Origin of the sequence: Aggregatibacter actinomycetemcomitans DSM 8324 (assembly GCF_000372365.1) — a bacterium.
GTDB classification, from domain to species: Bacteria; Pseudomonadota; Gammaproteobacteria; order Enterobacterales; family Pasteurellaceae; genus Aggregatibacter; species Aggregatibacter actinomycetemcomitans.
Genome location: NZ_AQUU01000005.1, coordinates 63,566 through 86,731 on the forward strand (window position 1 = coordinate 63,566; position 23,166 = coordinate 86,731).

General features: G+C 42.1%; 22 protein-coding genes and 1 pseudogene. 12 read left to right on the top strand and 11 right to left on the bottom strand.

The window, feature by feature from the left end; genetic code table 11:
• Nucleotides 1-80: 80 nt before the first annotated feature.
• The 3 genes from A3CS_RS0103865 to rsmI form a co-directional block, all read right to left on the bottom strand.
• Nucleotides 81-1,418: an NAD(P)/FAD-dependent oxidoreductase gene (locus tag A3CS_RS0103865; RefSeq protein ID WP_005546438.1), complete on the bottom strand. Its 1,338-nt coding sequence runs from the start codon at nt 1,416-1,418 to the stop codon at nt 81-83.
• A gap of 176 nt (nt 1,419-1,594) precedes the next feature.
• Complete coding sequence (locus tag A3CS_RS0103870; RefSeq protein WP_005546440.1) at nt 1,595-3,184, bottom strand: glycerol-3-phosphate dehydrogenase/oxidase; 1,590 nt, start codon at nt 3,182-3,184, stop codon at nt 1,595-1,597.
• 269 nt (nt 3,185-3,453) lie between these two features.
• Entirely contained in the window at nt 3,454-4,302 is an 849-nt protein-coding gene (gene rsmI, locus A3CS_RS0103875; protein WP_005546443.1) for a 16S rRNA (cytidine(1402)-2'-O)-methyltransferase, read from the bottom strand.
• A 76-nt stretch (nt 4,303-4,378) separates the two neighbouring features.
• On the opposite strand from rsmI, the gene A3CS_RS0103880 reads away from it, so the two are divergent.
• The 4 genes from A3CS_RS0103880 to dolP all read left to right on the top strand — a co-directional run bounded on the left by A3CS_RS0103880 (nt 4,379) and on the right by dolP (nt 7,721).
• The gene (locus A3CS_RS0103880) at nt 4,379-6,103 is read left to right on the top strand and encodes a penicillin-binding protein activator (protein WP_005546444.1); all 1,725 of its coding nucleotides are present in this window, start codon (nt 4,379-4,381) and stop codon (nt 6,101-6,103) included.
• A 9-nt stretch (nt 6,104-6,112) separates the two neighbouring features.
• A complete protein-coding gene (locus tag A3CS_RS0103885; protein ID WP_005540160.1) occupies nt 6,113-6,472 on the top strand; it encodes a YraN family protein in 360 nt (119 codons plus the stop codon).
• A 12-nt stretch (nt 6,473-6,484) separates the two neighbouring features.
• Complete coding sequence (locus tag A3CS_RS0103890; protein WP_005546449.1) at nt 6,485-7,069, top strand: D-sedoheptulose-7-phosphate isomerase; 585 nt, start codon at nt 6,485-6,487, stop codon at nt 7,067-7,069.
• A 64-nt stretch (nt 7,070-7,133) separates the two neighbouring features.
• Complete coding sequence (dolP, locus tag A3CS_RS0103895; protein ID WP_005546451.1) at nt 7,134-7,721, top strand: division/outer membrane stress-associated lipid-binding lipoprotein; 588 nt, start codon at nt 7,134-7,136, stop codon at nt 7,719-7,721.
• Nucleotides 7,722-7,810: 89 nt separating this feature from the next.
• Here the strand turns inward: dolP and can are convergent, their stop codons facing one another.
• On the bottom strand, nt 7,811-8,503 hold the full coding sequence (gene can / locus A3CS_RS0103900) for a carbonate dehydratase (protein ID WP_005546453.1): 693 nt from the start codon (nt 8,501-8,503) through the stop codon (nt 7,811-7,813).
• A 215-nt stretch (nt 8,504-8,718) separates the two neighbouring features.
• Between can and msrB the strand changes: the two genes are divergently transcribed.
• From msrB to A3CS_RS1000000112215, 4 genes and pseudogenes are all read left to right on the top strand, one after another.
• On the top strand, nt 8,719-9,789 hold the full coding sequence (gene msrB / locus A3CS_RS0103905; protein ID WP_005546455.1) for a peptide-methionine (R)-S-oxide reductase MsrB: 1,071 nt from the start codon (nt 8,719-8,721) through the stop codon (nt 9,787-9,789).
• Between the two features lie 3 nt (nt 9,790-9,792).
• Entirely contained in the window at nt 9,793-10,434 is a 642-nt protein-coding gene (locus A3CS_RS0103910) for a cytochrome c biogenesis protein CcdA (protein WP_005546457.1), read from the top strand.
• Between the two features lie 14 nt (nt 10,435-10,448).
• Nucleotides 10,449-10,931 (top strand): redoxin family protein, encoded by a 483-nt coding sequence (locus A3CS_RS0103915; RefSeq protein WP_005546459.1) that lies wholly within the window; start codon nt 10,449-10,451, stop codon nt 10,929-10,931.
• A 626-nt stretch (nt 10,932-11,557) separates the two neighbouring features.
• Nucleotides 11,558-12,067 (top strand): annotated as a pseudogene (locus tag A3CS_RS1000000112215) (hypothetical protein); the annotation flags it as partial.
• Nucleotides 12,068-12,102: 35 nt separating this feature from the next.
• Here the strand turns inward: A3CS_RS1000000112215 and A3CS_RS1000000112220 are convergent.
• Nucleotides 12,103-12,360, bottom strand: a complete 258-nt coding sequence (locus A3CS_RS1000000112220) for a hypothetical protein (protein ID WP_005575249.1) — start codon at nt 12,358-12,360, stop codon at nt 12,103-12,105.
• Between the two features lie 833 nt (nt 12,361-13,193).
• On the opposite strand from A3CS_RS1000000112220, the gene cra reads away from it, so the two are divergent.
• On the top strand, nt 13,194-14,180 hold the full coding sequence (gene cra / locus A3CS_RS0103930) for a catabolite repressor/activator (RefSeq protein WP_005546465.1): 987 nt from the start codon (nt 13,194-13,196) through the stop codon (nt 14,178-14,180).
• On the opposite strand, the gene A3CS_RS0103935 is transcribed toward cra, so the two are convergent.
• Complete coding sequence (locus tag A3CS_RS0103935) at nt 14,164-14,877, bottom strand: SanA/YdcF family protein (RefSeq protein WP_005542400.1); 714 nt, start codon at nt 14,875-14,877, stop codon at nt 14,164-14,166. The two genes, cra and A3CS_RS0103935, sit on opposite strands and share 17 nt — an antisense overlap.
• Nucleotides 14,878-15,069: 192 nt before the next feature.
• Between A3CS_RS0103935 and metX the strand changes: the two genes are divergently transcribed.
• The 3 genes from metX to A3CS_RS0103955 all read left to right on the top strand — a co-directional run bounded on the left by metX (nt 15,070) and on the right by A3CS_RS0103955 (nt 18,268).
• Nucleotides 15,070-16,173: a homoserine O-acetyltransferase MetX gene (gene metX, locus A3CS_RS0103940; RefSeq protein ID WP_005546469.1), complete on the top strand. Its 1,104-nt coding sequence runs from the start codon at nt 15,070-15,072 to the stop codon at nt 16,171-16,173.
• A gap of 305 nt (nt 16,174-16,478) precedes the next feature.
• A complete protein-coding gene (gene purR / locus A3CS_RS0103950; protein ID WP_005567221.1) occupies nt 16,479-17,477 on the top strand; it encodes an HTH-type transcriptional repressor PurR in 999 nt (332 codons plus the stop codon).
• 470 nt (nt 17,478-17,947) lie between these two features.
• On the top strand, nt 17,948-18,268 hold the full coding sequence (locus A3CS_RS0103955; RefSeq protein ID WP_005546474.1) for an HI1450 family dsDNA-mimic protein: 321 nt from the start codon (nt 17,948-17,950) through the stop codon (nt 18,266-18,268).
• A 114-nt stretch (nt 18,269-18,382) separates the two neighbouring features.
• Here the strand turns inward: A3CS_RS0103955 and dapD are convergent, their stop codons facing one another.
• The 5 genes from dapD to tyrA all read right to left on the bottom strand — a co-directional run bounded on the left by dapD (nt 18,383) and on the right by tyrA (nt 23,140).
• The gene (gene dapD / locus A3CS_RS0103960) at nt 18,383-19,210 is read right to left on the bottom strand and encodes a 2,3,4,5-tetrahydropyridine-2,6-dicarboxylate N-succinyltransferase (RefSeq protein ID WP_005546477.1); all 828 of its coding nucleotides are present in this window, start codon (nt 19,208-19,210) and stop codon (nt 18,383-18,385) included.
• A gap of 84 nt (nt 19,211-19,294) precedes the next feature.
• On the bottom strand, nt 19,295-20,266 hold the full coding sequence (gene cysB, locus A3CS_RS0103965) for an HTH-type transcriptional regulator CysB (protein WP_005546480.1): 972 nt from the start codon (nt 20,264-20,266) through the stop codon (nt 19,295-19,297).
• An 11-nt stretch (nt 20,267-20,277) separates the two neighbouring features.
• Nucleotides 20,278-21,264 (bottom strand): 23S rRNA pseudouridine(2605) synthase RluB, encoded by a 987-nt coding sequence (gene rluB, locus A3CS_RS0103970; protein ID WP_005546482.1) that lies wholly within the window; start codon nt 21,262-21,264, stop codon nt 20,278-20,280.
• Between the two features lie 54 nt (nt 21,265-21,318).
• Entirely contained in the window at nt 21,319-21,942 is a 624-nt protein-coding gene (locus A3CS_RS0103975; RefSeq protein ID WP_005588933.1) for an L-threonylcarbamoyladenylate synthase, read from the bottom strand.
• Between the two features lie 73 nt (nt 21,943-22,015).
• Nucleotides 22,016-23,140, bottom strand: coding sequence for a bifunctional chorismate mutase/prephenate dehydrogenase (gene tyrA / locus A3CS_RS0103980; RefSeq protein ID WP_005575234.1), 1,125 nt, complete (start codon nt 23,138-23,140; stop codon nt 22,016-22,018).
• Nucleotides 23,141-23,166 lie beyond the last annotated feature (26 nt).

Here is a 23,166-nt window from a genome sequence, read left to right on the forward strand (position 1 = left end):
AAAAAAGCACCTCTAAGGTGCTTTTTTCATTTAAAGTGCAGTTACAAATAAAGTGCGGTCATAAAAAACAACATTTTTTATTAATGCAACTTTAATGATGGGCGTAGGAAACGATTCAAATGCCCTACCACAATAATCAAACCGGTTTTAAAACAACCGTGTAGCGCCGCCTGGTGCATACGATAAAGCGAAACATATACCCATTGCGCGATTTTCCCTTCAATGGTCATCGAAGAACCACCCGTGATTTTACCGCTTAAGGCACCAAAAGCGGTGAATTCCGATAAGGAAACCAACGATCCTTTATCATTATATTCAAAGTCTTTTAACGGCTTATTATCAAATAAAGCAACCATATTTTTCGCACATAAACTTGCCATTTGATGGGCTGCCTGCGCCTTAGGCGGAACCGGTTTTCCATCGTCTTGCATCAAGAAACAACAGTCCCCCATAGCAAAAATCGTACTATCGTTTGTAGTTTGTAATGTCTTCTTCACAACGAGTTGATTGATGCGGTTAATTTCCAAACCATCGAAATTTTTTGTAATAGCTGACGTGCGAATGCCTGCCGACCACACGATTAAATCTGCAGGAATTAACTGACCATCTTTTGTCACCAATTGTTTTTTCTTAGCTTCAACAATCATCGTATTAGTCTTTACATCCACGCCGAGTTTACGTAATTCTTCCGTGGCATCATTAGAAATACGCTCCGGCAAGGCTGGCAGAATACGCGGACCGGCTTCTACCAAGGTGACTTTTAAACGGCTACTGTCAATTTGACCGTATCCATAAGAAGACAAATGCTCTGCCGCATTATAAAGTTCGGCGGAAAGCTCCACGCCCGTTGCACCCGCGCCAACAATGGCAATATTAATATGCCCGTCTTCTACTAATTGTTGTTTACTCTCTTCCTCACCAATATCGTCCAGGGCTTGATTTTCACGGAATTTAAGGAACAGCTCCAACATTTTGTGTTGGAAGCGCATGGCTTGTGACGGGTTATCTAAGAAAATACAGTTTTCTGCCACACCTTTAGTATTGAAATCGTTGGATTTACTGCCGATGGCAATGACTAAATAATCATAAGGAATGCGACGGGAAACCACGATCATATCGCCGTCTTCACCGTAAACCGGGGCAAGTTCTACATATTTATGCTGACGATTTAAGCCAACCATGGAGCCTTGCTCAAAATTGAAATGATGATTGCAGGCATGGGCACGATAACTCAAAGCTTCTACGCCGTCATCTAATGCGCCTGTTGCCAATTCATGCAATAACGGTTTCCATAAATGGGTTTGGTTGCGATCAATTAAAGTGACATTGGCGCGTTTTTTGCGTCCAAGTTTGTTGCCTAAGTGGGTGGCAAGTTCTAACCCGCCGGCGCCACCACCGACAATAACGATGTTTTTCATAACTACCTCTAAACTAAATAAAAAAATTGCAAAATTTAATTAACAATATTTTAACACCAATTTATTATTTTTGCTTAGGGTTGATTTGTAAAAAAGGAAAATACTTCGTTACCGTTATGTAAATACAAAAAAAGGCAACATAAAATTGCCTTTAAGAGCTCATTGAATATTCTTGACTAGACTTGCGGCATATAATCCACAAGCAAACAGTGTTTCGCAATGTTTAAGAATTTTTCTGTTTGTTCTTTTTCCCATTGCGCATCTTTGCCTAATTCTTTCGCCAGAATATTTGCCACTTTCGCAGCACTGTCCATCGCCGCACGGGCATCAAGGAACAACAAACGCACACGGCGGGCAAGGACATCTTCCACAGATTGCGCCATTTCCTGACGTGCCGCCCAAACCACTTCGGCAATGGTATTCGGATGACGCGGATGAATTTTTTCTGTCATTGCCGGATTTTCCGCTTCCAAGGCTTTAATTGCCGGGATGTCGGCACCGTAAATGTATAAGTGATTTTTCAAATCTACCTGTTCCGCCGGAATTTTACCGTGAATCGCTAACTTCGTGGTGACACAGGCTTTTTTCGCTAATTGCGGATGCACTTTCAAAGCTTCATCCACCGTATCTTCCGACATTTGACGATAGGTCGTCCATTTACCGCCGGTAATAGTAACCAAACCGCTATCGCTGACCACAACTTTGTGGCTACGGGATACTTCTTTCGTGCTTTGACCGGCTTTTTCCGGCGCCGCTAACGGACGTAAACCGGCAAAAATACTCAACACATCATCACGGGTCGGTTTCTTGGTGAGGTATTGACCTGCCGTATCCAAAATAAATTGAATTTCCTGTTCCAACGCAACAGGTTCGTAAGACGGTTCTTTCACCAGCGTATCCGTTGTTCCTACTACCAATCTTTCATGCCATGGCACCGCGAATAAAACACGACCGTCGGAAGTTTTCGGAATCATTAACGCGTCATCGCTCGGTAAGAAGGATTTATCCAACACCAAATGCACCCCTTGGCTTGGCACCACGAATTTTTTATCGGTACCGTGATCCATGGATAACACCTCATTCATGAATACACCGGTGGCGTTAATCACTGCCGTACCATGCACGCTATATTGTTCGCCGTTTAATTCATCGGTAAATTTAACGCCGTTGATTTTACCTTGCCCGTCCTTTAACAACTCAGTCACTTTCGCATAATTAAGCACGGTACCGCCTTGTTCAACCACGGTTTGCGCGATATTTATCGCCAAGCGGGAATCGTCAAACTGACCGTCTTTATATACCACGCCGTTTTTCAAGTCCGTTCCGTTTAAGGTTGGTAAACGCTGCATCGTGGTGTCTTTATTAATCGCGATGGTTTTACCCAAACTTAAATCGCCGGACAAATAATCATACAACCCCAACCCGACACGGTATTTCACGCTGTCGATAAAATTATAGTTAGGAATAATAAAATTCTGATTTTTGAACAGGTGGGACGCGTTTTTTGCTAAACGACCACGTTCACGCAACGCCTCTTTCACTAACGCCACATCGCCGGCCGCCAAATAACGCACGCCGCCGTGAACTAATTTGGTACTACGGCTTGAAGTCCCTTTTGCAAAGTCATAACCTTCCAACAACAAGGTTTTATAGCCACGAGATGCGGCATCTAAAGCAATCCCTAAACCGCTGGCGCCACCACCGATGACAATAAAATCCCATTTATCCGTACTCGTTACTTTCTCAAGTTCAATATTTCTTTGCATTTTCCACCTCGAATTTGATATAAATCTGTTCATTTTTAAATCTAAATGTTCGTTTATGCTCATTTTATCATAGCAAACGAAATCAAAGGAAACAAAGACGCGGACAATTTTCGAATATTGTGATCATGATCACGCTTAACACTATGCACAATTCAGATAGTGGATTTAGTTTTCAGTTTAATGAAAAATTTGGGAGAGAATAGCATGCCAACGTATTGACTAAACACGCCTAGGGAGAATAAGAAACACTGAGGAAAACCACCGCACTTTTAACTCAAAAACTCCAATCCGAACTGATACAACTGATTTTTCTTATAGCCGTAAAGCTCCGCCACAATGGCGGCGGCTTTTTTTAACGGCAATTCGCGACTGATGAGTTCAAGGGCTTTGATGGCTTGCGGTGAGATTTCTTCGGCGTTTTCTTCTTTAGTTTTGCCTTCGACAATTACCACCATTTCGCCTTTGGTACGATTGGGTTCTTCTTGCAGCCAAGCCAGCAAATCCGCCAAATGATCGCCATGAATGGTTTCCCAGGTTTTGGTAATTTCGCGCGCTAAAACCACATAACGCTCGCCACCGAACACCGTTTGCATATCCGTAAGGCTGTCTAAAATGCGGTGGGTGGATTCGTAGAAGATTAAAGTGCGGTCTTCTTCGGCGACGTTTTTCAGTTTGTCCAAACGGGCTTTACTTTTCGCCGGTAAAAAACCTTCAAAGCAAAAACGATCGGAAGCAATGCCGGAAGCGCATAAAGCGGTAATTGCCGCGCAAGCGCCGGGCAGCGGCACAACCTGAATGTCCGCCTGACGACATTGACGCACTAAGTGAAATCCAGGATCGCTGATAAGCGGTGTCCCCGCGTCGGAAATTAACGCGATGTTGATGCCTTGTGACAACTTTTCCACCAGGGCACCCGCTTTTTGTTGTTCGTTATGATCATGTAAGGCAAAAAATGGCCTTTTAATGCCATAATGGCTTAATAATAATCCGCTGTGACGGGTGTCTTCCGCCGCAATTAAATCCACCTTTTGGAAGGTGTCTAACGCCCGTTGGGTGATGTCCTGCAAATTGCCGATAGGGGTGGCGACGATGTATAAAATTCCTTTTGAATTGCTCATTTCGTGCTTCTTTTATTTGCTTTTAGTTGGTGAGATAAGTAAGATCGCTCCGATTATTTAAACCAATGGAGTAATTATGCCTATTCTATTACAACTACAACGCATTAATTTAAAAAATCGATTAATGCCCTTTTTATTTACGCTCTTTTTAGCCGGTTGTACGACGAATTTCTTCGGCAGCAGCTTCACCGGCGAGCTAAAAAAAGATGCGAATGCGAGCTCCGAATTTTACATGAACAAAATCGGACAAACACAAGATATTGAAGATCAGCAAACCTATAAACTTTTAGCTGCACGCGTTTTAGTTACCGAAAATAAAGTGGCGCAAGCGCAATCTTTATTAAATGAATTGACCGAGTTAAATCCGGAACAATTATTGGATAAAACGTTGATTGATGCCGATATTGCGGCAGTGAAAGGTCAAAATAACGAAGCGGAAAACTTACTCAAAGGCATTGATTTAACCCAATTAAGCTCCTCTCAGGTCGGGCGTTATTACGCAGTGAAAGCCCGTGTTGCAGAAAACCAAAATGCCATTATTGATGCGGTGAAAGCGCGCATTGAAATGGATCATGTGTTGAGCGACATACAAAGAAAACAGGAAAATAATGACCGCACTTGGGCGTTATTACGTCGTACTAATCGTGGTTTAATCCACAATACGTCCGATGAAGGCAATTTGGCGTTAGCCGGTTGGTTGGCACTAGCCCGCGCCTATAACGATAACTTAAATCAAGCGACTCAATTAAGTCAGGCATTACAAAGCTGGAAGTCATCCTATCCGAACCACTCCGCCGCCTATTTATTCCCAACCGAGTTACAAGGTTTATTTAACTTCCAACAAACTGCCCTTTCACAAATCGGTTTGCTTTTACCGTTAAGCGGTAACGGTCAGGTTTTGGGCAATACCATCAAATCCGGTTTTGATGCGGCAAAAGGCGAAGATACCACCATTCAGGTGCAGGTGTACGACACCGTAGCCACCCCGATGAACGAAATCATCGAACAAGCCAGACAAGCAGGCGTACGCGCCCTTATCGGTCCGTTATTGAAACAAAACGTAGATGTTATTTTGAACAATCCGTCCGCTATTCAGGGTTTAGATGTGCTTGCATTGAATTCTACCCCGAATGCCCGCGCTATCGGTCAGGTTTGTTACTATGGTTTATCGCCTGAAGACGAAGCGGAATCCGCCGCCAACAAAATGTGGCGTGACGGCATTCGCGAACCGATGGTCGCGGTGCCGCAAAATGATTTAGGACAACGCACCGCAACCGCATTTAATGTGCGTTGGCAACAATTAGCCGGCACCGATGCAAATATCAAATATTACAACCAAGCCGGTGATGTCGGCGTTGCGCTCCAAGGACAAAGCGTACAAGGGCTTTATATCGTTGCGAAAAGTGAAGAATTATCCGACTTGAAAAGCGTGATTGATAACAGCGGCAACAACATTAAATTGTACGCCAGCTCACGCAGCAACTCTTCCAATAACGGTCCGGAATACCGTTTATTGATGAACGGACTGCAATTCAGCGATATTCCATTCTTTAAAGATACGGATTCCGCGCAATATCAAAAAGTGGCGACCGAAACCAATAACGATTATTCCTTAATGCGTTTATATGCGATGGGTGCTGATTCCTGGTTATTAATCAACCACTTCAATGAACTTCGCCAAGTGCCGGGCTATAACATTGACGGTTTAACCGGTAAATTAAGCGCCGGTCCGAATTGCAATATCGAACGTGATATGACCTGGTTCCAATACCAAAACGGCGGTATTCAGGTATTGAATTAAGTGGAACCGATGTTATCACCAAAACGTCAACAAGGGGCGAGATTTGAACAAAAAGCTCGCCTCTTTTTAGAATCTAAAGGCATGAAATTTCTCGCCGCCAACCAAAATTTCAAGTGCGGCGAACTGGATTTAATTATGTTGGAACAAAATACCATCGTATTTGTGGAAGTGCGCCAACGTAAAAATGATCATTTTGGCTCTGCCGTGGAAAGCGTAGATTGGCAAAAGCAACAACGCTGGCTGAATGCGGCAGCACTTTGGCTGGCACAACGGGAACAAAGTTTAGAAGACACCGATTGCCGTTTCGATTTGGTCGCGTTTGGTAAAACCGATCAAGACATTCAATGGATCTCCAACTTTCTTGATTAATATTCTTTCACTATGCAAAACAAACTCAATGATTTATATGAGGAAAATATTAAAACTCATATTTATTCAAAAAGCCTGCTCAGCGCACAAATCGTCGAAGCGACGCAACACCTGATTGCCTGCCTGTTGCGTGGTAATAAAGTCATTGTCTGCGGTGACGGTCGTTCTTACATTAATGCGCAATGTCTGGTGGCGAATTTGCTTAACCGTTATGATCTAAAACGTCCGAGTTTTCCTTCCGTGTTATTGAGCCTGGATAGTGCGGTCGGTTCCACTTTCGTTTCCGACAATACGCTGGAAAAACTGTATCAACACCAATTCAGCGCCATCGCGCGGTCCGGCGATATTTTGGTGGCATTCGCACCTTTAGGAAATGAAAAAAATGTGCTCAATACAATTACACATGCCGTGAACAAAGAGATTAATGTGATTGTCTTAACGGGTAACAGTAACGATCATATTCAGGGAATTTTGACAGACAAAGATTTACAAATCGCCGTACCGAGCAGTAAGGAAAGTCGCATACTGGAGAACCATTTATTCATTATTAACAGTATGTGTGAACTCATTGATTTTCAATTATTTTCACATTCGTAACTTGACAAAATCGGACGTTTCACGCCACACTAGCGCCCGGTTGTTACACATAAAGGAGATGACCATGTTAACAAGTCCATTAAAAAAACTGGTATTAATTTTCGGTAGCGCAATGTTATTACAAGGTTGCGTTGCTGCCGCCATCGGAGGCGCCGCAGTTGCCGGAGCAACCAAAGTGGCAACCGACCCAAGAACCGTCGGTACACAAATTGATGACGAAACCCTTGAAACCCGCGTGGATTCGGCAATCAGAAAAGACCAACAACTTAAATCCGAAGCGCGTATCAGCGTCACCTCTTACAGCGGTCGTGTGTTATTGACCGGTCAGGTTCCAAACGAAAGTTTGCGCGAAGTCGCCACCAGTTTGGCGAAAGGCGTACCAAACGTCAATGATGTGTACAACGAAGTGCGCGTCGGCCCCAAAGTGAATTTCGCTCAAATCAGCAAAGACAGTTGGATCACCAGCCAAATCAAATCCAAGATGTTGATTGATTCCAAAGTAAAAACCAGCGACATCAAAGTCGTCACCGAAAATAACGAAGTATTCCTGATGGGTAACGTTACTCAGGATCAAGCCAACGCCGCCGCAAAAATCGCGCGTAACGTGGCGGGAGTAGCGAAAGTGATTAAGGTGTTCAATTATTTAAACTAATCCTAAGATAACCCACCAAAAGTGCGGTTGCTTTTAAAAAAGGCGGGCTATACCCGCCCTTTTCTGTATAAGATTACGCTAAACAGCGATTATTCCGCATCCAGCTCGTGCGCCTTTTTCAACATTTCTTCTTCATTTAATTTCAACAAACGGGAAATAGCATTGCGATAAGAAATTTCCAGGCTTTCACGACTGGTCGCCATCACGCCCTGGTCGATTAAAAAGCCGTCTTTTACATCATATACCCAACCGTGCAACGACAATTTTTTCCCATTCTTCCAGGCATTTTTCACAATAGACGAACGTCCCAGGTTATATACCTGTTCCGCAACGTTTAATTTTGTCAGCATATCGGCACGGCGCTCCGGGGAAAGATTACCAAGCAAGTGACTGTGCTTAAACCAAATATCGCGAATATGTAACAACCAGTTATTTATCAACCCTAAATCCTGATCGTTCGTTGCCGCATGAATACCGCCGCAATTCGTATGTCCGCAGATGATAATATGCTCAATATTCAACACATCCACCGCATATTGCACTACGGAAAGGCAGTTTAAATCGGTGTGAATCACCTGATTTGCAACATTACGATGCACAAATAATTCTCCCGGTTCCAGGTTGGTTAATTTCTCCGCAGGCACACGACTGTCCGAACAACCGATCCACAAATAATGGGGCTGCTGGTGCTCCGCCAATTCCTGAAAATAGGTGGAATTTTCCTCTTTCATACGAGTTGCCCAGCTGTAATTATTGGCAAAAAGTTGTTCTATTTTTTTCATACGGTCCTATTCCCGCAATAAATCAAAAAGGAACATAGTATAGCTTGGAACGTAACTTGATAAAATTTATTTTTAGCATAACCTATTATTTACAATAATAATTTTTAGGTTAACCGAAAAATAATAAAAATAATCTGTAAGCATTTGCGCCCTACTCCGTCTAACGTATATGAAAAGGTACCATTTTCATTATGCTAAATTATGAAGGAGTTATTATGAAAAAATCAAAATTAGTTGTGGCGTTAGCCGCAATTTTATCTTGTGCAGCAATCCCGACAACCGTTATGGCAGAAAGTAACGTTCAACAAACTATGGAGAAAAGCAATATGTCCGAAGCTAAAAAAGATCTTCACGAAATTTATTTGGCTGGTGGCTGCTTCTGGGGCATAGAGGCTTATATGGAGCGCATTTACGGCGTGGAAGATGCGATTTCAGGATACGCTAATGGTAAAAGTGACAAAACCAATTACCAAAAGATCGGCATTACCGATCATGCAGAAACGGTCAAAGTAACTTATGACCGCAATAAAGTTTCCTTGGATAAATTGTTAAAATACTATTTCCAAGTTATTGATCCGACCAGCGTGAACAAACAAGGTAATGATCGCGGTAGACAATATCGTACCGGTATTTATTATCAAGATACTGCTGATAAGTCTATAATTGAAAAAGAAATTACTGCTTTGCAAGGAAAGTATAAAAATAAAATTCAGATTGAAGTGGAACCGCTACATAACTATATCGTAGCAGAAGAATACCATCAGGATTATTTGAAGAAAAACCCAAACGGCTATTGCCATATTGATTTGGAACAGGCCAATTATGTTATTATTGACGAAAAAGATTATCCGAAACCGAGCGATGCGGAACTGAAAGCTAAATTGACCCCGCTGCAATATAGCGTCACGCAAAACAAAAATACCGAGCATTCTTTCAGCAACGAATACTGGGATAACTTTAAACCGGGTATTTATGTGGATGTCACCACCGGTGAACCACTTTTCTCTTCTAAAGATAAATTTGAATCCGGTTGTGGCTGGCCAAGTTTCACCAAACCGATTACAAAAGAGGTCGTCACCTATCAGGACGATCACAGTTTCAACATGCTCAGAACGGAAGTAATAAGCCGCAGTGGTAAAGCTCATTTAGGACATGTTTTTGATGACGGTCCAAAAGACAAAGGCGGTTTGCGCTATTGCATTAATAGTGCCGCAGTTAAATTTATTCCGTTAGAAGACATGGTAAAAGAAAACTATGGTTATCTAACCAATGCTGTAAAGGAGTAAAGAATGTTTGATCAACAATTATTAATCGGCACCGTATTCTTAGCGGGTTTAGCCTCCTTTTTGTCGCCTTGCATTTTCCCCATTATCCCGATTTATTTCGGCATCTTGGCGAAAGGCGGTAGAAAAATTATGAACACCTTTTTGTTCATTGCAGGTTTATCTTTAACCTTCGTCAGCCTAGGCTTCAGCTTCGGATTTTTAGGCAATTTATTCTTTAACGATAACGTGCGCATTATTGCCGGCATTATCGTGATTATTCTGGGAATCCATCAATTAGGTATTATCAAATTGAATTTCCTGGAAAGAACCAAAGTAGTTGAAGTAAAAACTGAAGGCAAAAGTGCCTCTTTTGAAGCCTTTTTCCTAGGGCTTACCTTCAGCCTTGGCTGGACACCTTGTATTGGACCGATTTTAGCATCTGTTCTGGCGTTGTCCGGCGATGAAGGTTCCGCTCTATACGGTGCTTCTATGATGTTGGTTTATGTATTAGGTTTGGCAACGCCGTTTGTACTCTTCTCTTTATTCTCACAAGAGTTACTAAAACGCACCAAAGCACTAAACAAACACTTAGACAAATTTAAAATTATCGGTGGTTTACTCATTATCGTCATGGGGATTCTACTCATCACTAATAAATTACAATAAAAGGATACATGATTATGAAAAAATTTATCGCATTAATTCTGATGGCAGTTAGCTTGAACAGCTTCGCAGAAGGAGAAAATTCATTGAAAGATGTGCAGTTTAAAGATCTTAACAACGCCACGGTTACACTGGATCAGGTAACCAGCAAAGGCAAACCGGTTTATGTCAAAATGTGGGCATCTTGGTGTCCGATCTGCTTGGCCGGATTAGCGGAAATCAACGAATTAAGTGGAGAGCCGAACAAAAACTTCGATGTAATTACCATAGTTTCACCGGGCAAAAAAGGGGAAAAAGAAACGCAAGATTTCATCGACTGGTACAAAGGATTAGATTATAAAAATATCATTGTATTATTAGATGAAAATGGCGAAACCCTCAAACGTGCCAAAGTGCGTGGCTACCCTTCCAGCGTATTGCTTGATACGGATTTGAATATCCAAAAAACCGTACCGGGACATTTAGGCACGGCGCAAATTAAACAGCTGGCAGGAAATTAATTCCTTAATACGAAAAAGTGCGGTCAAAATCCATTGTGCTTTTTGACCGCACTTTGATCTGCACCCCAAAATAACATTTTTTAGAGTGTTAATATATCTAAGCAGGCAACATGATAAGTAATCCACAATATTGTAAAGTCGCGGTTTTATTTACATAATTTTCGTCTTTAGATTCATGCAAATATTGAGATGGTACTATACCTCCTTCATTTTGAAATAAGGTATAGTTATACTAATTTTTTATTTGATAAAGAACTTTTATTTGTTATCTACGCACTATATCAAATTCAATTTCTACATCAAAATAAAATAAACCATTTTGGTATATCATCATATAGTTAGATAACTCATTATCATATTATCTTCAACAGTTAATATTTTGCAAAATCGGCTTAAGTAAATAAACCAACCTTGCGTAGAATAACTTTTTAGTCACATTGTTCATAAATACGCTGTTTTAATAAATACTCCTCTAGCTATCACAATTTATCAAATTTTGATAAGCGATCTGTTTACAGATCTCTGTATTGTAGTTTTACTTACTTACCAGTGCACTTGTGCCGATAACCTTAAAATCATTTTTGACAGTAATTGTACATATGGTTATAGTGCCTTGAAAACCATCCAAAGAAATCGAACTATTTGATAGTTATAAGGATTTAAACTGCTTAGCCAGTTGGCTATTATTTAGCGGTCAGCAAGTCGCAACACTTAGTGATCTTTATCATAAAGATTTTTGGAATTGTATTAGAAAATCAGATTATCCAAATGCCCATGGTTATTTGGATGGTATAGAGATTACCAATGAATCATTCCACACGTTACTTCCGCGTTTTATCAATGACGAAAGGGCGGTATTTGTGTTAGACCCGCCATATTTGTGTACGAAACAAGAGAGCTATAAGCAAGCGCATTATTTCGATCTTATCGACTTCCTACGCTTAATTAACATTACACGACCACCGTATATCTTCTTCTCATCGACAAAAAGCGAGTTCGTGCGATTTATTGAGTATATGTGTGAAGATAAAGTCAATAACTGGCAGGCATTTGATGGCGCCCAAAGAATTACGATTAAGACAAACCTCAACTATCAAGGGCAATATGAAGATAATTTAGTGTATAATTTTATATAGAATAAAGGTTTAGTTTTTTCGCTAAGCCTTACTAATCATTCTTCTTCATTCAATTCAGATAATAAGCAATAAAACGGCGGAGTGGATGGTGCAAGGGTAGAGACAAATTTTACTACGCTATCTTTGCGTCCGTCTTCAACAAATCTAATATTTAAAAATTCGGTGTGCAAAATTGGCGTAGCGTTATCAATTTTGATTCTGTAAAAATTACAGAGATTTTTTCTTAAAATACCCGAAGTTAAACCGACTAAAAAGGAATTTCTCTGTAATAAACAAACTTCTTTTTGTAACAATATTTTACTATGTGAAATAAAATTAAATTTGATTTATCGCGCTGAAAGTGGTTAATTTATCGCGCGCGGCATCATTATAATACTTTATTTCAAGATGAGAAGCATTTATTACACTATATTCATTATTCCCGCCCCACTTTGAATATTTGAAAATCCTGGATAAGCCTAAATTAATGCACCCTCAACTTCATGAGCAATCTTATGTGTCATTTTATAACGGTCAATAATATGAATAACCTTTAAACCTGCATTATGAATTTCTCTAATTCTCAAATAGTTGAGGGAAATTTCATCTTTCCCCTAGTAATCATCAATTTTTTATCATACTAAACAGAGGTGTTTACATGTTAAAAAACACGGTGATCCTTTCATTTACCAGTATAAAAGTTTAACCATTTCTTGGATCAATTAAACGATAAACATAAAACTCTAATTCTTTACACATTTCAGGTGAAAAACTTTCTATTCTTTTTTTATAGAATTCTCTTTAGTTCACTTTTATGGTACATGCATCCCAGCTTGTACTGCTAGCTATTTACCTCTGTAAATTTTCTGCCTTTTACTATTGTAACAAGCATGTCTATTCTAAAAGCCCATTTTCTTTCCGACTAGTAAAGATTCATTGTGATCAATGATTATTTATGAATATACATTGTACATAAATCAAATTATGCAATTTCTTCTATTATTTAATAATTTTGTGGACATTTATTCAATTTTTATCACACTAAAGTGTTATAATCCGCATGGATTTATACTCTCATTTTAACAACCAATATTTAGTTAATTCGGAATCAATCAACTATCTATTTCTGACATTTTAAGGAGTTAATGTGAAATTAGATGAAATAGCCAAGCTTGCGGGCGTTTCCTGCACCACGGTGAGCTACGTTGTGAACGGAAAAGCCAAACAGTATCGTGTAAGCGATAGCACTATCGAAAAAGTCCAAGCCTTGATTAAACAGTATGACTTTAAACCTAACGCCATGGCGGCAAGCCTGCGCGTGGGGAAAAGTAAAACCATCGGTTTAGTGATTCCCGATTTTGAAAATATCAGTTATGCGAAAATCGCCAATAATCTGGAAAATCGTTTACGGGAAAAAGGCTATCAACTACTCATCGCCTGTTCTAACGACAAAGTGGAAAATGAGCAAGATTGCGTGAAACATTTATTACAACGTCAGGTTGATGCATTGTTGGTTTCCTCAGCACTGCCACCGAACACAGATTTTTACCAAAACGCCAGCGTGCCGATTATCGGTTTTGATCGCCGTATTAGCTCCCCGAAAGTGGTGAATGCCCTGACCGACGACGAAGGCGATGCATATCGTTTAACGAAGGAATTGTTGAAAATCCCTCATCAAAAAAGAATTTTGTTCTTCGGTGCGTTACCGGATTTGCCGACAAGCCGGGAACGGGAAGAAGGATTTCGCTCGGCATTAAGGTATCGGAAGGCTTCCGCCAAATATCTTTACGGCGATATGTTCCGTAAAAACGAAGCGGCGCAATGTTTTGCCCAATGGTTAGAAAATAATCCGTTACCAACAGCAATTTTCACCACGTCTTTTACCTTGTTGGAAGGAGTGTTATTGGTCTTGTTGCAAAAACTGGGACAGGTGCCGAAAGACTTAGTGATTGCCACCTTCGGGCATGTTGAGATGTTAGAGCTACTGGAAAACAGAGTACTGTGCAGCGTGCAGGATTATGACAAAGTGTCGCAATCTTTGCTGACATTGACCTTTGATGCCATGTCGAAGAAACACAAAAACAGCGTCAATACAACGCCGTTAACCCGCAGTATTATTAAATATCACTGTTAACATCGGGAATCGTCACCGGCGGGGGCAAAGGTTCCGGCGCCCCCAAAAAGTGCGGTTCCCTTTCTACCAATAAATCCCACACAGCCTGCAAACGGGCAAAAAATTCCCGTACACGCACGAAAGAATACACCTGCGGATAATCCGCCGCAAAACAAATGGCGTCAATATTGTGGAATTTAGCGATGAATAAAGCGCGTTCACAATGAAATTTCTGCGAAATAATCGTCAGGGAATGGGCTTTAAATACCTGATCGGCACGAATCACCGAATCCAATGTGCGAAAGCCCGCAAAATCCAGATAAATAAACTCTTGCGGCACACCCATTTTCTTCAAATCCTGCAACATGGTACGCGGTTCGTTGTATTGCAATGTGCGGTTATCACCGCTTAACAACAGATAGTCCACTTTTCTTGCTTCAAATAAACGTTGCGCAGCAAGTAAACGATTATAATAGAACAGATTTAGTGTGTTATTGGAGAAATATTTTGAGGTACCAAGCACTAAACCATACGGGCGGTTCGGCACTTTGTCGATGTCATAATAAATATCTTTGCGCACATAATAACCAATAATTTGATCCACAACGATCAATAACAAAGCAAAACCCGCAAAAAACAAGGCAAAATAACGGCCAATCCGTTTAATTTGCGTCGCAGTTAAATAAGCTTGTAACTTTTCTTTTAAATTCAATTTCATTAGCATTATTGTCAAAAAATACTGGTGCTCAACATAAAGAAAAAAAACACAGAATTCAAGTCCAATCTCTTTATTTATAGACTTCAAAACTTCCAGATGTTTAGACGGCTAAAATTTCTTGACAAGGTATAAGGCAAGATGTAACGTTATGCCCCACTAGCCATAACAATAAGAATTGCGTCGGACTCGGCAATGACAATAAAAAAAACCACTATTTTTACCCATCAACCTTTACACCTCGTTTTAGGCAGTCAACTTCAACAAATTGACGTGGCTTATCAAACCTATGGTGAATTGAATGCGGATAAAAGCAATGCGGTGTTAATCTGCCACGCGCTTACCGGCGACGCCGAACCTTATTTTGATAAAAGCACAAACCAAGAAGGCTGGTGGCAAAATTTTATGGGCGATGGCTTAGCATTGGACACTTCCCGCTATTTTTTTATTTGTTCCAACGTACTTGGCGGCTGCAAAGGCACGACCGGTCCGTCCTCAATTAATCCGCAAACCAATCGCCCTTACGGCAGCCAATTTCCCGCGGTTATCGTGCAAGACATCATCAAAGTGCAAAAAGCGCTGCTGGATTTTCTTGAAATTCCGCATTTACACGCCATTATCGGCGGTTCCTTTGGCGGTATGCAGGCAACCCAATGGGCGATTGATTATCCCGATTTCGTCTCCAATGTGGTTAATCTATGCTCTTCCCTTTCCTTGAGCGCGGAAGCCATCGGTTTTAATCACGTCATGCGCCAAGCGGTGATGAACGATCCAAATTTCAATAACGGCGATTATTATGACGGCGAGCGCCCGGACAAAGGTTTAGCCATCGCCCGTATGCTCGGTATGCTCACGTATCGCACCGATGTCCAACTCAGCAAAGCCTTCGGACGCGCCACCAAAGCGGAAGGTCATTTGCAGGGCGACTATTTTCAAGTGGAATCCTATTTAAGCTATCAAGGACAAAAATTTCTGGCGCGCTTCGATGCCAACAGTTATTTGCATTTATTACGCGCGTTGGATTTATACGATTCGAGCATCGGCTATGCCGATTTAAAAACCGCTCTTTCTCGAATCAAAGCCCGTTATACACTGGTCTCGGTGGATAACGATCAGCTGTTCAAACTGCCGGAATTACGCAAAAGTAAACAATTACTGGAGCAATACGGCGTCAATTTGAATTATTACGAATTCAACTCCGATTACGGACATGATGCGTTTTTAGTGGACTATGCGTTTTTTGAAAATAAAATCCGTAACGGACTGGCGGGAGGCAATCAAGATTTAACAAAAAAGTAAACCGCACTTTAGGTGATTAAAGTGCGGTTCGATTTCAAGTTATTTTTCAATTAGAAAATCGCAAACGCCAACACCAGGATTAAGCCGAGAGAAAGCACAACCATCATCATTGCATAACCAAACGTACCCATTTTTTTACCTCATTTTTCCTGTTTATAGTAACCCGCGGTGCATTCTAACAAAAAATTCACAGAAAAAACCAGCCAAATGTAAAAAAGTGTAATTTTTCATCGGATTTCCCGCGATTCTCCTTAACCAAAACCTATTCAATCTTTATAATAGCCAAAATATTTACGGAGAAAATTATGGCTACCATCAAAGATGTCGCAAAAATGGCAGGCGTATCGACCACCACAGTATCCCACGTTATCAATAAAACCCGTTTTGTTGCCGCTGAAACCAAACAACAGGTTTTGCAAGCAATAAAAGATCTGAATTATTCACCCAGTGCGGTGGCGCGCAGTTTAAAAGTCAACACTACCAAATCCATCGGCATGATCGTCACCACCAGCGAAGCCCCTTATTTCGCCGAAATCATTCATGCGGTGGAAGAACATTGCTATCGCCAAGGCTATTCTCTGTTTTTATGTAATACGCAAAATAATGCGGAAAAGATCAAAAATCACTTGGAAATGCTGGCAAAAAAACGTGTTGATGGAATTTTGGTGATGTGTTCCGAATATTTGCAGGATCCGCAGGATTTACTTACGGTATTTTCTTCTATTCCAATGGTGGTGATGGATTGGGGCCCGAATGCCCATACGAATATTATTCAGGATAACAGTTTCGACGGCGGCTATCTGGCGACTAAACATCTGATTGAAAACGGACATAAAAATATCGGTATTATCGCCGGTGAACTGAACAAAACCACAGCGAAAACCCGCTATGAAGGCTTCGTACACGCCATGCAGGAAGCCGGGCTGGCAATTAACCCGAACTGGGTCATGGAAGGTTTTTTTGAACCGGAAGACGGCTATGAATGTATGAACAAAATTCTGCGTCAAGAAACCCTACCCACCGCCGTATTCTGTTGCAACGACGTTATGGCGTTAGGGGCAATTTCTGCTATCGGCGAAAAAGGCTTATGTGTGCCGGACGACATTTCCATTATCGGCTACGACAATATTCACGCCTCCCGTTTTTATTCGCCGCCGTTGACCACCATTCACCAATCCAAATCCCGTTTGGGGGTACAGGCGGTAAATTTGTTGTTTGAACGCATTAATCACAAATCCGATCAACGAAAAACTATTGAAATTCACCCTGAATTAGTAATGCGTAAATCGGTAAAAAAACTTTAAGACAAACCGCATGAGGGCGTCATTCACATGCCTTTTTTCTATATTCACACATCATCATTTTTAATAGTTATTAAACATTTTATAATTATTTAAAAACACATATAAAAATGACCGCACCAAATATGGCTATTATCCTTTGCATAGTAGAAAAATAACTTCACAGTAAACTCTCCGTCCCTTCTACTATTACGATTCACTGACAACTCCGCATGCGGACAAAAAAGACATCATCGCCTGCAACAACAAACGTTGCGAACCATTATACGATTGCTATTAACCCTTAATAGTGTACGGTATACACATTGTCACCAATCGGTCCATTGCCGGCAATGATTTTTAGTAAAGCGATAGAAGGTTATCGGAACGAAGGCCCCAAAAGTGCAGTTGGAAAAAACATCATTTTTTTCGACCGCACTTCTTACTGGCTTATGTTATGATGTGCGCCGAATTTAACTTACCGGAAACCTAAAATGACAGAATTAACCCGGCTTGATCCTGATAAAGCCATCGACATTGCCTACGATATTTTTCTTGAAATGGCACCGGAAAACTTAGACCCGGCAGATATTATGCTGTTCAACCTCCAGTTTGAAGAACACGGCGCAGTAGAATTTGTGGAAACCGCTGACAACTGGGAAGAACAAATCGGCATACTTATCGGCCCGCAAGAATACGCAGAAGTCTGGATCGGGCTGGTAAACAAACAAGATGAAATGGACAACATCTTCGCTAAATTCCTCATTTCCCACCGCGAAGACGATCGGCAATATCATATTATTTGGAAGGCGTAAGTGAAATGAGATATTTTATCTACTATGCCGAAAAATTGAATTTAAAAAAGTAGAGATAAAATAAAACCGCACTTGAACAGGAAAATGTTTTTCAAGTGCGGTCGGTCTTAATTGTTATTCTTCAATAGAACGTAATAACTCGTTGATACCCACTTTGCCTAAGGTTTTCGCATCTACTTTTTTCACGATAACCGCGCAGTAGAGGCTGTATCTGCCATCTTTGCTCGGAAGGCTGCCGGAAACCACCACGGAACCTGCCGGTACGCGGCCATAATACACTTCGCCGGTTTCACGATCGTAGATTTTGGTGGATTGGCCAATGAATACGCCCATGGAAATCACGCAGCCGTCTTCCACGATAACGCCTTCTACCACTTCGGAACGGGCACCAATGAAACAGTTATCGCCGATAATAGTCGGGTTGGCTTGTAACGGTTCTAACACACCGCCGATACCCACGCCGCCGGATAAGTGCACGTTTTTACCGATTTGCGCACAGGAACCTACGGTTGCCCAAGTATCTACCATGGTGCCTTCGCCCACGTGAGCGCCGATATTCACATAAGACGGCATTAACACGCAGTTTTTAGCAATATATGCGCCTTTACGTACGGTAGCAGACGGCACTACACGGAAGCCTTCTTGTTGGAAACGTTCTTCGGTGTAATCGGCAAATTTCAATGGGACTTTGTCGTAGTATTTGGTTTCTGCACCGTCAACAAGTTGATTGTCGTTAATACGGAAAGATAACAAGACCGCTTTTTTCAACCATTGGTGAGTCACCCATTCGCCGTCGATTTTTTCGGCAACACGATACTTGCCGCTGTCCAAGCCTTCAATCACCTCTTCAACCGCCGCACGGGTTTGTACGTCAATGGTTTTTGGTGTAATTTCAGTGCGTTTTTCAAAAGCGTTTTCAATAAGTTGTTGTAAATTTGACATTTTGCTTCCTATATCAATGTTAGTAAAAAGGGGGGTCGGGTGTTCGTCGTTGCAAATTCAATGTGCGAAAAGCCAACTTTTCAATTACAAAGTTTGCAATCTGACGTCATCAAATAATCTTTTCACCGCATTATTGTCGTGCATACGCTCTGCCCGTTCCACGTTTTCACGGGTTAAGTGCGGTGAAAAATAGTTGATAAAATCATACATATAATTACGCAGGAAAGCGCCGTGTTTAAAGGCGATTTGCGTCATGCTGGCGCGGAATAAATGATCCGCTTTAAGTGCCACCAAATCAACATCCGCCGGCGTATGCGCCATGGACGCCATAATGCCCACACCTAAGCCTAAACGGACATAGGTTTTGATAACATCCGCATCGGTAGCGGTAAATACAATATTCGGCAGGATACCGGCACCATTAAAGGCATAATCCAAATCGGAAACGCCGGTAAAGCCGAAAGTATAAGTAATTAAAGGATATTTGCCTAATTCTTCGATAGTCAGTAGCTCACATTTGGCTAACGGATGATCTGACTTCACAATGACCGAGCGATTCCACATATAACATGGCAGCAACACCACGCCATCAAATAAATATTGAGCTTCCGTGGTAATTGCCAAGTCCACTTCACCGGACAATAGCACATCATAAATCTGCATTGGAGAACCCTGATGAATGTGTAAACTCACATCAGGATAACGTTTGGCAAAACGTTCTACCACATGAGGCAACATATAACGTGCCTGGGTGTTTGTGGTGGCAATGCGCAACACACCGTGATCCGGTTTAGTATATTCGTCGGACACGGAACGAATCGCTTGCATTTTCACCATTAATTCCCGGGAAATACCCACGATTTTTTTACCGGCGGGCGTAAGCCCTTTAATATGTTTACCGTGACGATCAAAAATCTCCAAACCAAGCTCATTTTCCAATAAACGAACCTGCTTACTAATTCCCGGTTGGGAGGTGTATAACGCATGTGCAGCTTCCGTGACATTATAATTTTGGTTCACAATCTCAACCACGTAACTAAGTTGCTGAAATTTCATAACTGCCTCTTTTATCTATAGCTATTCTTGCTATTTTTATAACGTTTATTTAATTCTGAGTAACGTTTTACCGCTTTACGGATTTGACCGAATTTCGGTTTATGACGGGTTTTATTGGCACCCAATTTGGTTTCCGTTTCCGGCGGTAAGCCGACAAGTTCACGCAAATAATTCACATCCGCCAGTTCCATTTCCTGCCAGCCACCGCGCGGCAAAGTTTTCATCAGTTTAATGTTGCCGTAACGAATGCGAATCAAACGACTGACCTGAATGCCTTGCGATTCCCATAAACGACGCACTTCACGGTTGCGCCCTTCCATTAAGGTCACGTCAAACCATTGGTTCATGCCTACGCCGCCAACGACTTTAATTTCTTTGAAATTTGCCGGACCGTCTTCCAGTTGCACGCCTTTTTTCAAACGGTTCAACATGGCATCATCCACTTGCCCGAACACACGCACGGAATATTCGCGCTCCACTTCACGGCTCGGGTGCATTAAGCGGTTGGCTAATTCGCCATCTGTCGTAAATAACAATAAACCGGAGGTATTAATATCCAAACGCCCTACAGCAATCCAGCGGGCGCCGGTTAAACGCGGCAGGCGATCAAAGACGGTGGCGCGCCCTTCCGGATCGTGGCGGGTGCATAGCTCACCCTCCGCTTTGTAATACATCACCACACGGCACACTTCCTTCTGCGCTTGGGTTAAATTAATCAGATGTCCGTCGATACGCAATTTCACGCCGGCATACACATTAATCCGATCGCCTAAAGTGGCAATTTTACCATCCACACTGACCCGGTTTTCCGCAATAATAGCTTCGATTTCACGGCGCGAACCTTGTCCTGCACGGGCTAACACTTTTTGTAATTTTTCGCCTTCTGCCGCGGAGGTTTTGCTTGCGCTGCTGATCGGACGCGGCTTCGCCGTCGCATTTTTATCTTTGTTCGACGAAAAGTGCGGTCGATTTTGAGTGCGTTTTGTTGTGGGTTTCATAAATCCTCGTGTCGCTTTCCCAAGCGTCTGTGTTAATTTAACTAAGTATCTAATCTAAATAAATGGCATAACCGCGCCGCTGCCTTCACGCAAGATCACCGGAGTGTCTCCGGTTAAATCCACCACCGTTGTCGGTTCTTGTCCCAAATAACCGCCGTGAATAATTAAATCCACCTGATGTTCCAAACGATCACGGATCTCTTCCGGATCCGATTGCGTCAAATGCTCTTCATTCGGTAGCATCAACGAGCAGGATAAAATCGGTTCACCAAGGGCTTTTAGTAAATCCAACGCAATTTGGTTATCCGGCACGCGAATGCCGATGGTTTTGCGCTTGGACGTCATTAAGCGACGCGGCAATTCTTTGGTTGCCGTTAAAATAAATGTGTAACGCCCCGGCGTGTTATTTTTAATCAAACGGTAAGCGGAATTAGTTACCAAAGAATAGGTGGATAATTCCGACAAATCGCTACACACTAGCGTAAAATTGTGTCCCTCGGGTAATTGACGAATGTGCACGATTCTGTCCATTGCGTGCTTATCGCCAATCATGCACCCCAAGGCGTAGCCGGAATCGGTGGGATACACAATCACCCCGCCGTTGCGTAAAATTTCGACCGCTTGATTAATCAGGCGAACTTGCGGGTTTTCCGGATGAATATAAAAAAATTGACTCATTGGCTTACTCTCGAGTAAATAGACGCGTTATTATACACACTTCATTTCGCGTCAGATAACTTTTTCAGGTTTCCTAAACATTTCGAGAGTCATTGGCTTGCTGAAGTAACTGGCGGCTTTCCTGTAAAAATTGCTCGGAATAACCACCGAACCAGTCACGAATCTGATTAAATTGTTCAATAAAGCCTTGCCGATCATGGTGTTTGAAAAAGGCGAGACCCGTTTCGTAGCTGTTTTTGAAATGTTCGATAACCGCCAGGTTTTCCGGCTTGTGGGCGATAATGTCCGCATACAATGCCGCATCTTGCGCAAATAAACGCCCGACCATGGCCAGTTCCAGACGATAAATCGGTGAAGAAAGCGCTAATAATTTTTCCAGATCCACCGGCTGTTGTGACAAATACAAGCCATAAACAAAGGTGGAAAAATGGCGCAACGCCTGAATATAAGTCATGTGATGATCATGTTCGGCGGCATCAACCTGATAAATTTTCGCGCCCCAGATTTGGATTTGTTGCAACAACCATTGGTAACGCTCGCTAAAACGTCCGTCGCAGCACACCACGACCTGCTTCGCCATGCTTACCACATCAGGTCCGAACATGGGGTGTAAACCGACCACCGCACCTTGATGCACTTCCAGCATTTTCTCTAAAGGCGTGCGTTTCACGGAAGTGAAATCCACCAGCAGCATATTTTCCGTCAAATAAGGTTTAAGCCGTTCGATCACTGCCAACGTGTTGGCAATCGGCACGGACACAATCACCACATCGGCATGCTGCAAAATTTGCTCGGCACGCGCCCAATCTTCTTGTTCCAAACATTCCACCTGATAGCCGGAACCTTGCAAATAGCGACAAAACAAGCCGCCGAGTTTGCCTCGTCCGCCCACAATGACGATTTTCCGAATTTGCGGATTAACGGTTTTAAAGCCGAATTGATTTTCGCTGACATAGGATTCACGCATAATGCGGCGCAGCACATCTTCAATCAGATTAGGAGATAACCCCATTTGCTCGGCGGCCTCACGCTTGCGTTGCAACATTTCCGCCTCACGCTGTGGTGCATAAATGGGCAACCCGTGTTGCTGTTTCACTTCCCCCACTTTGTGCACCACCTGTTGCCGTTTCGCCAGCAGTTGCAACAGTTCATGATCCAATGAATCAATCTGCTCTCTTAATTCCGCCAAGCGTTCCATGTATCCCATCTAAAAAACGTTTAAAA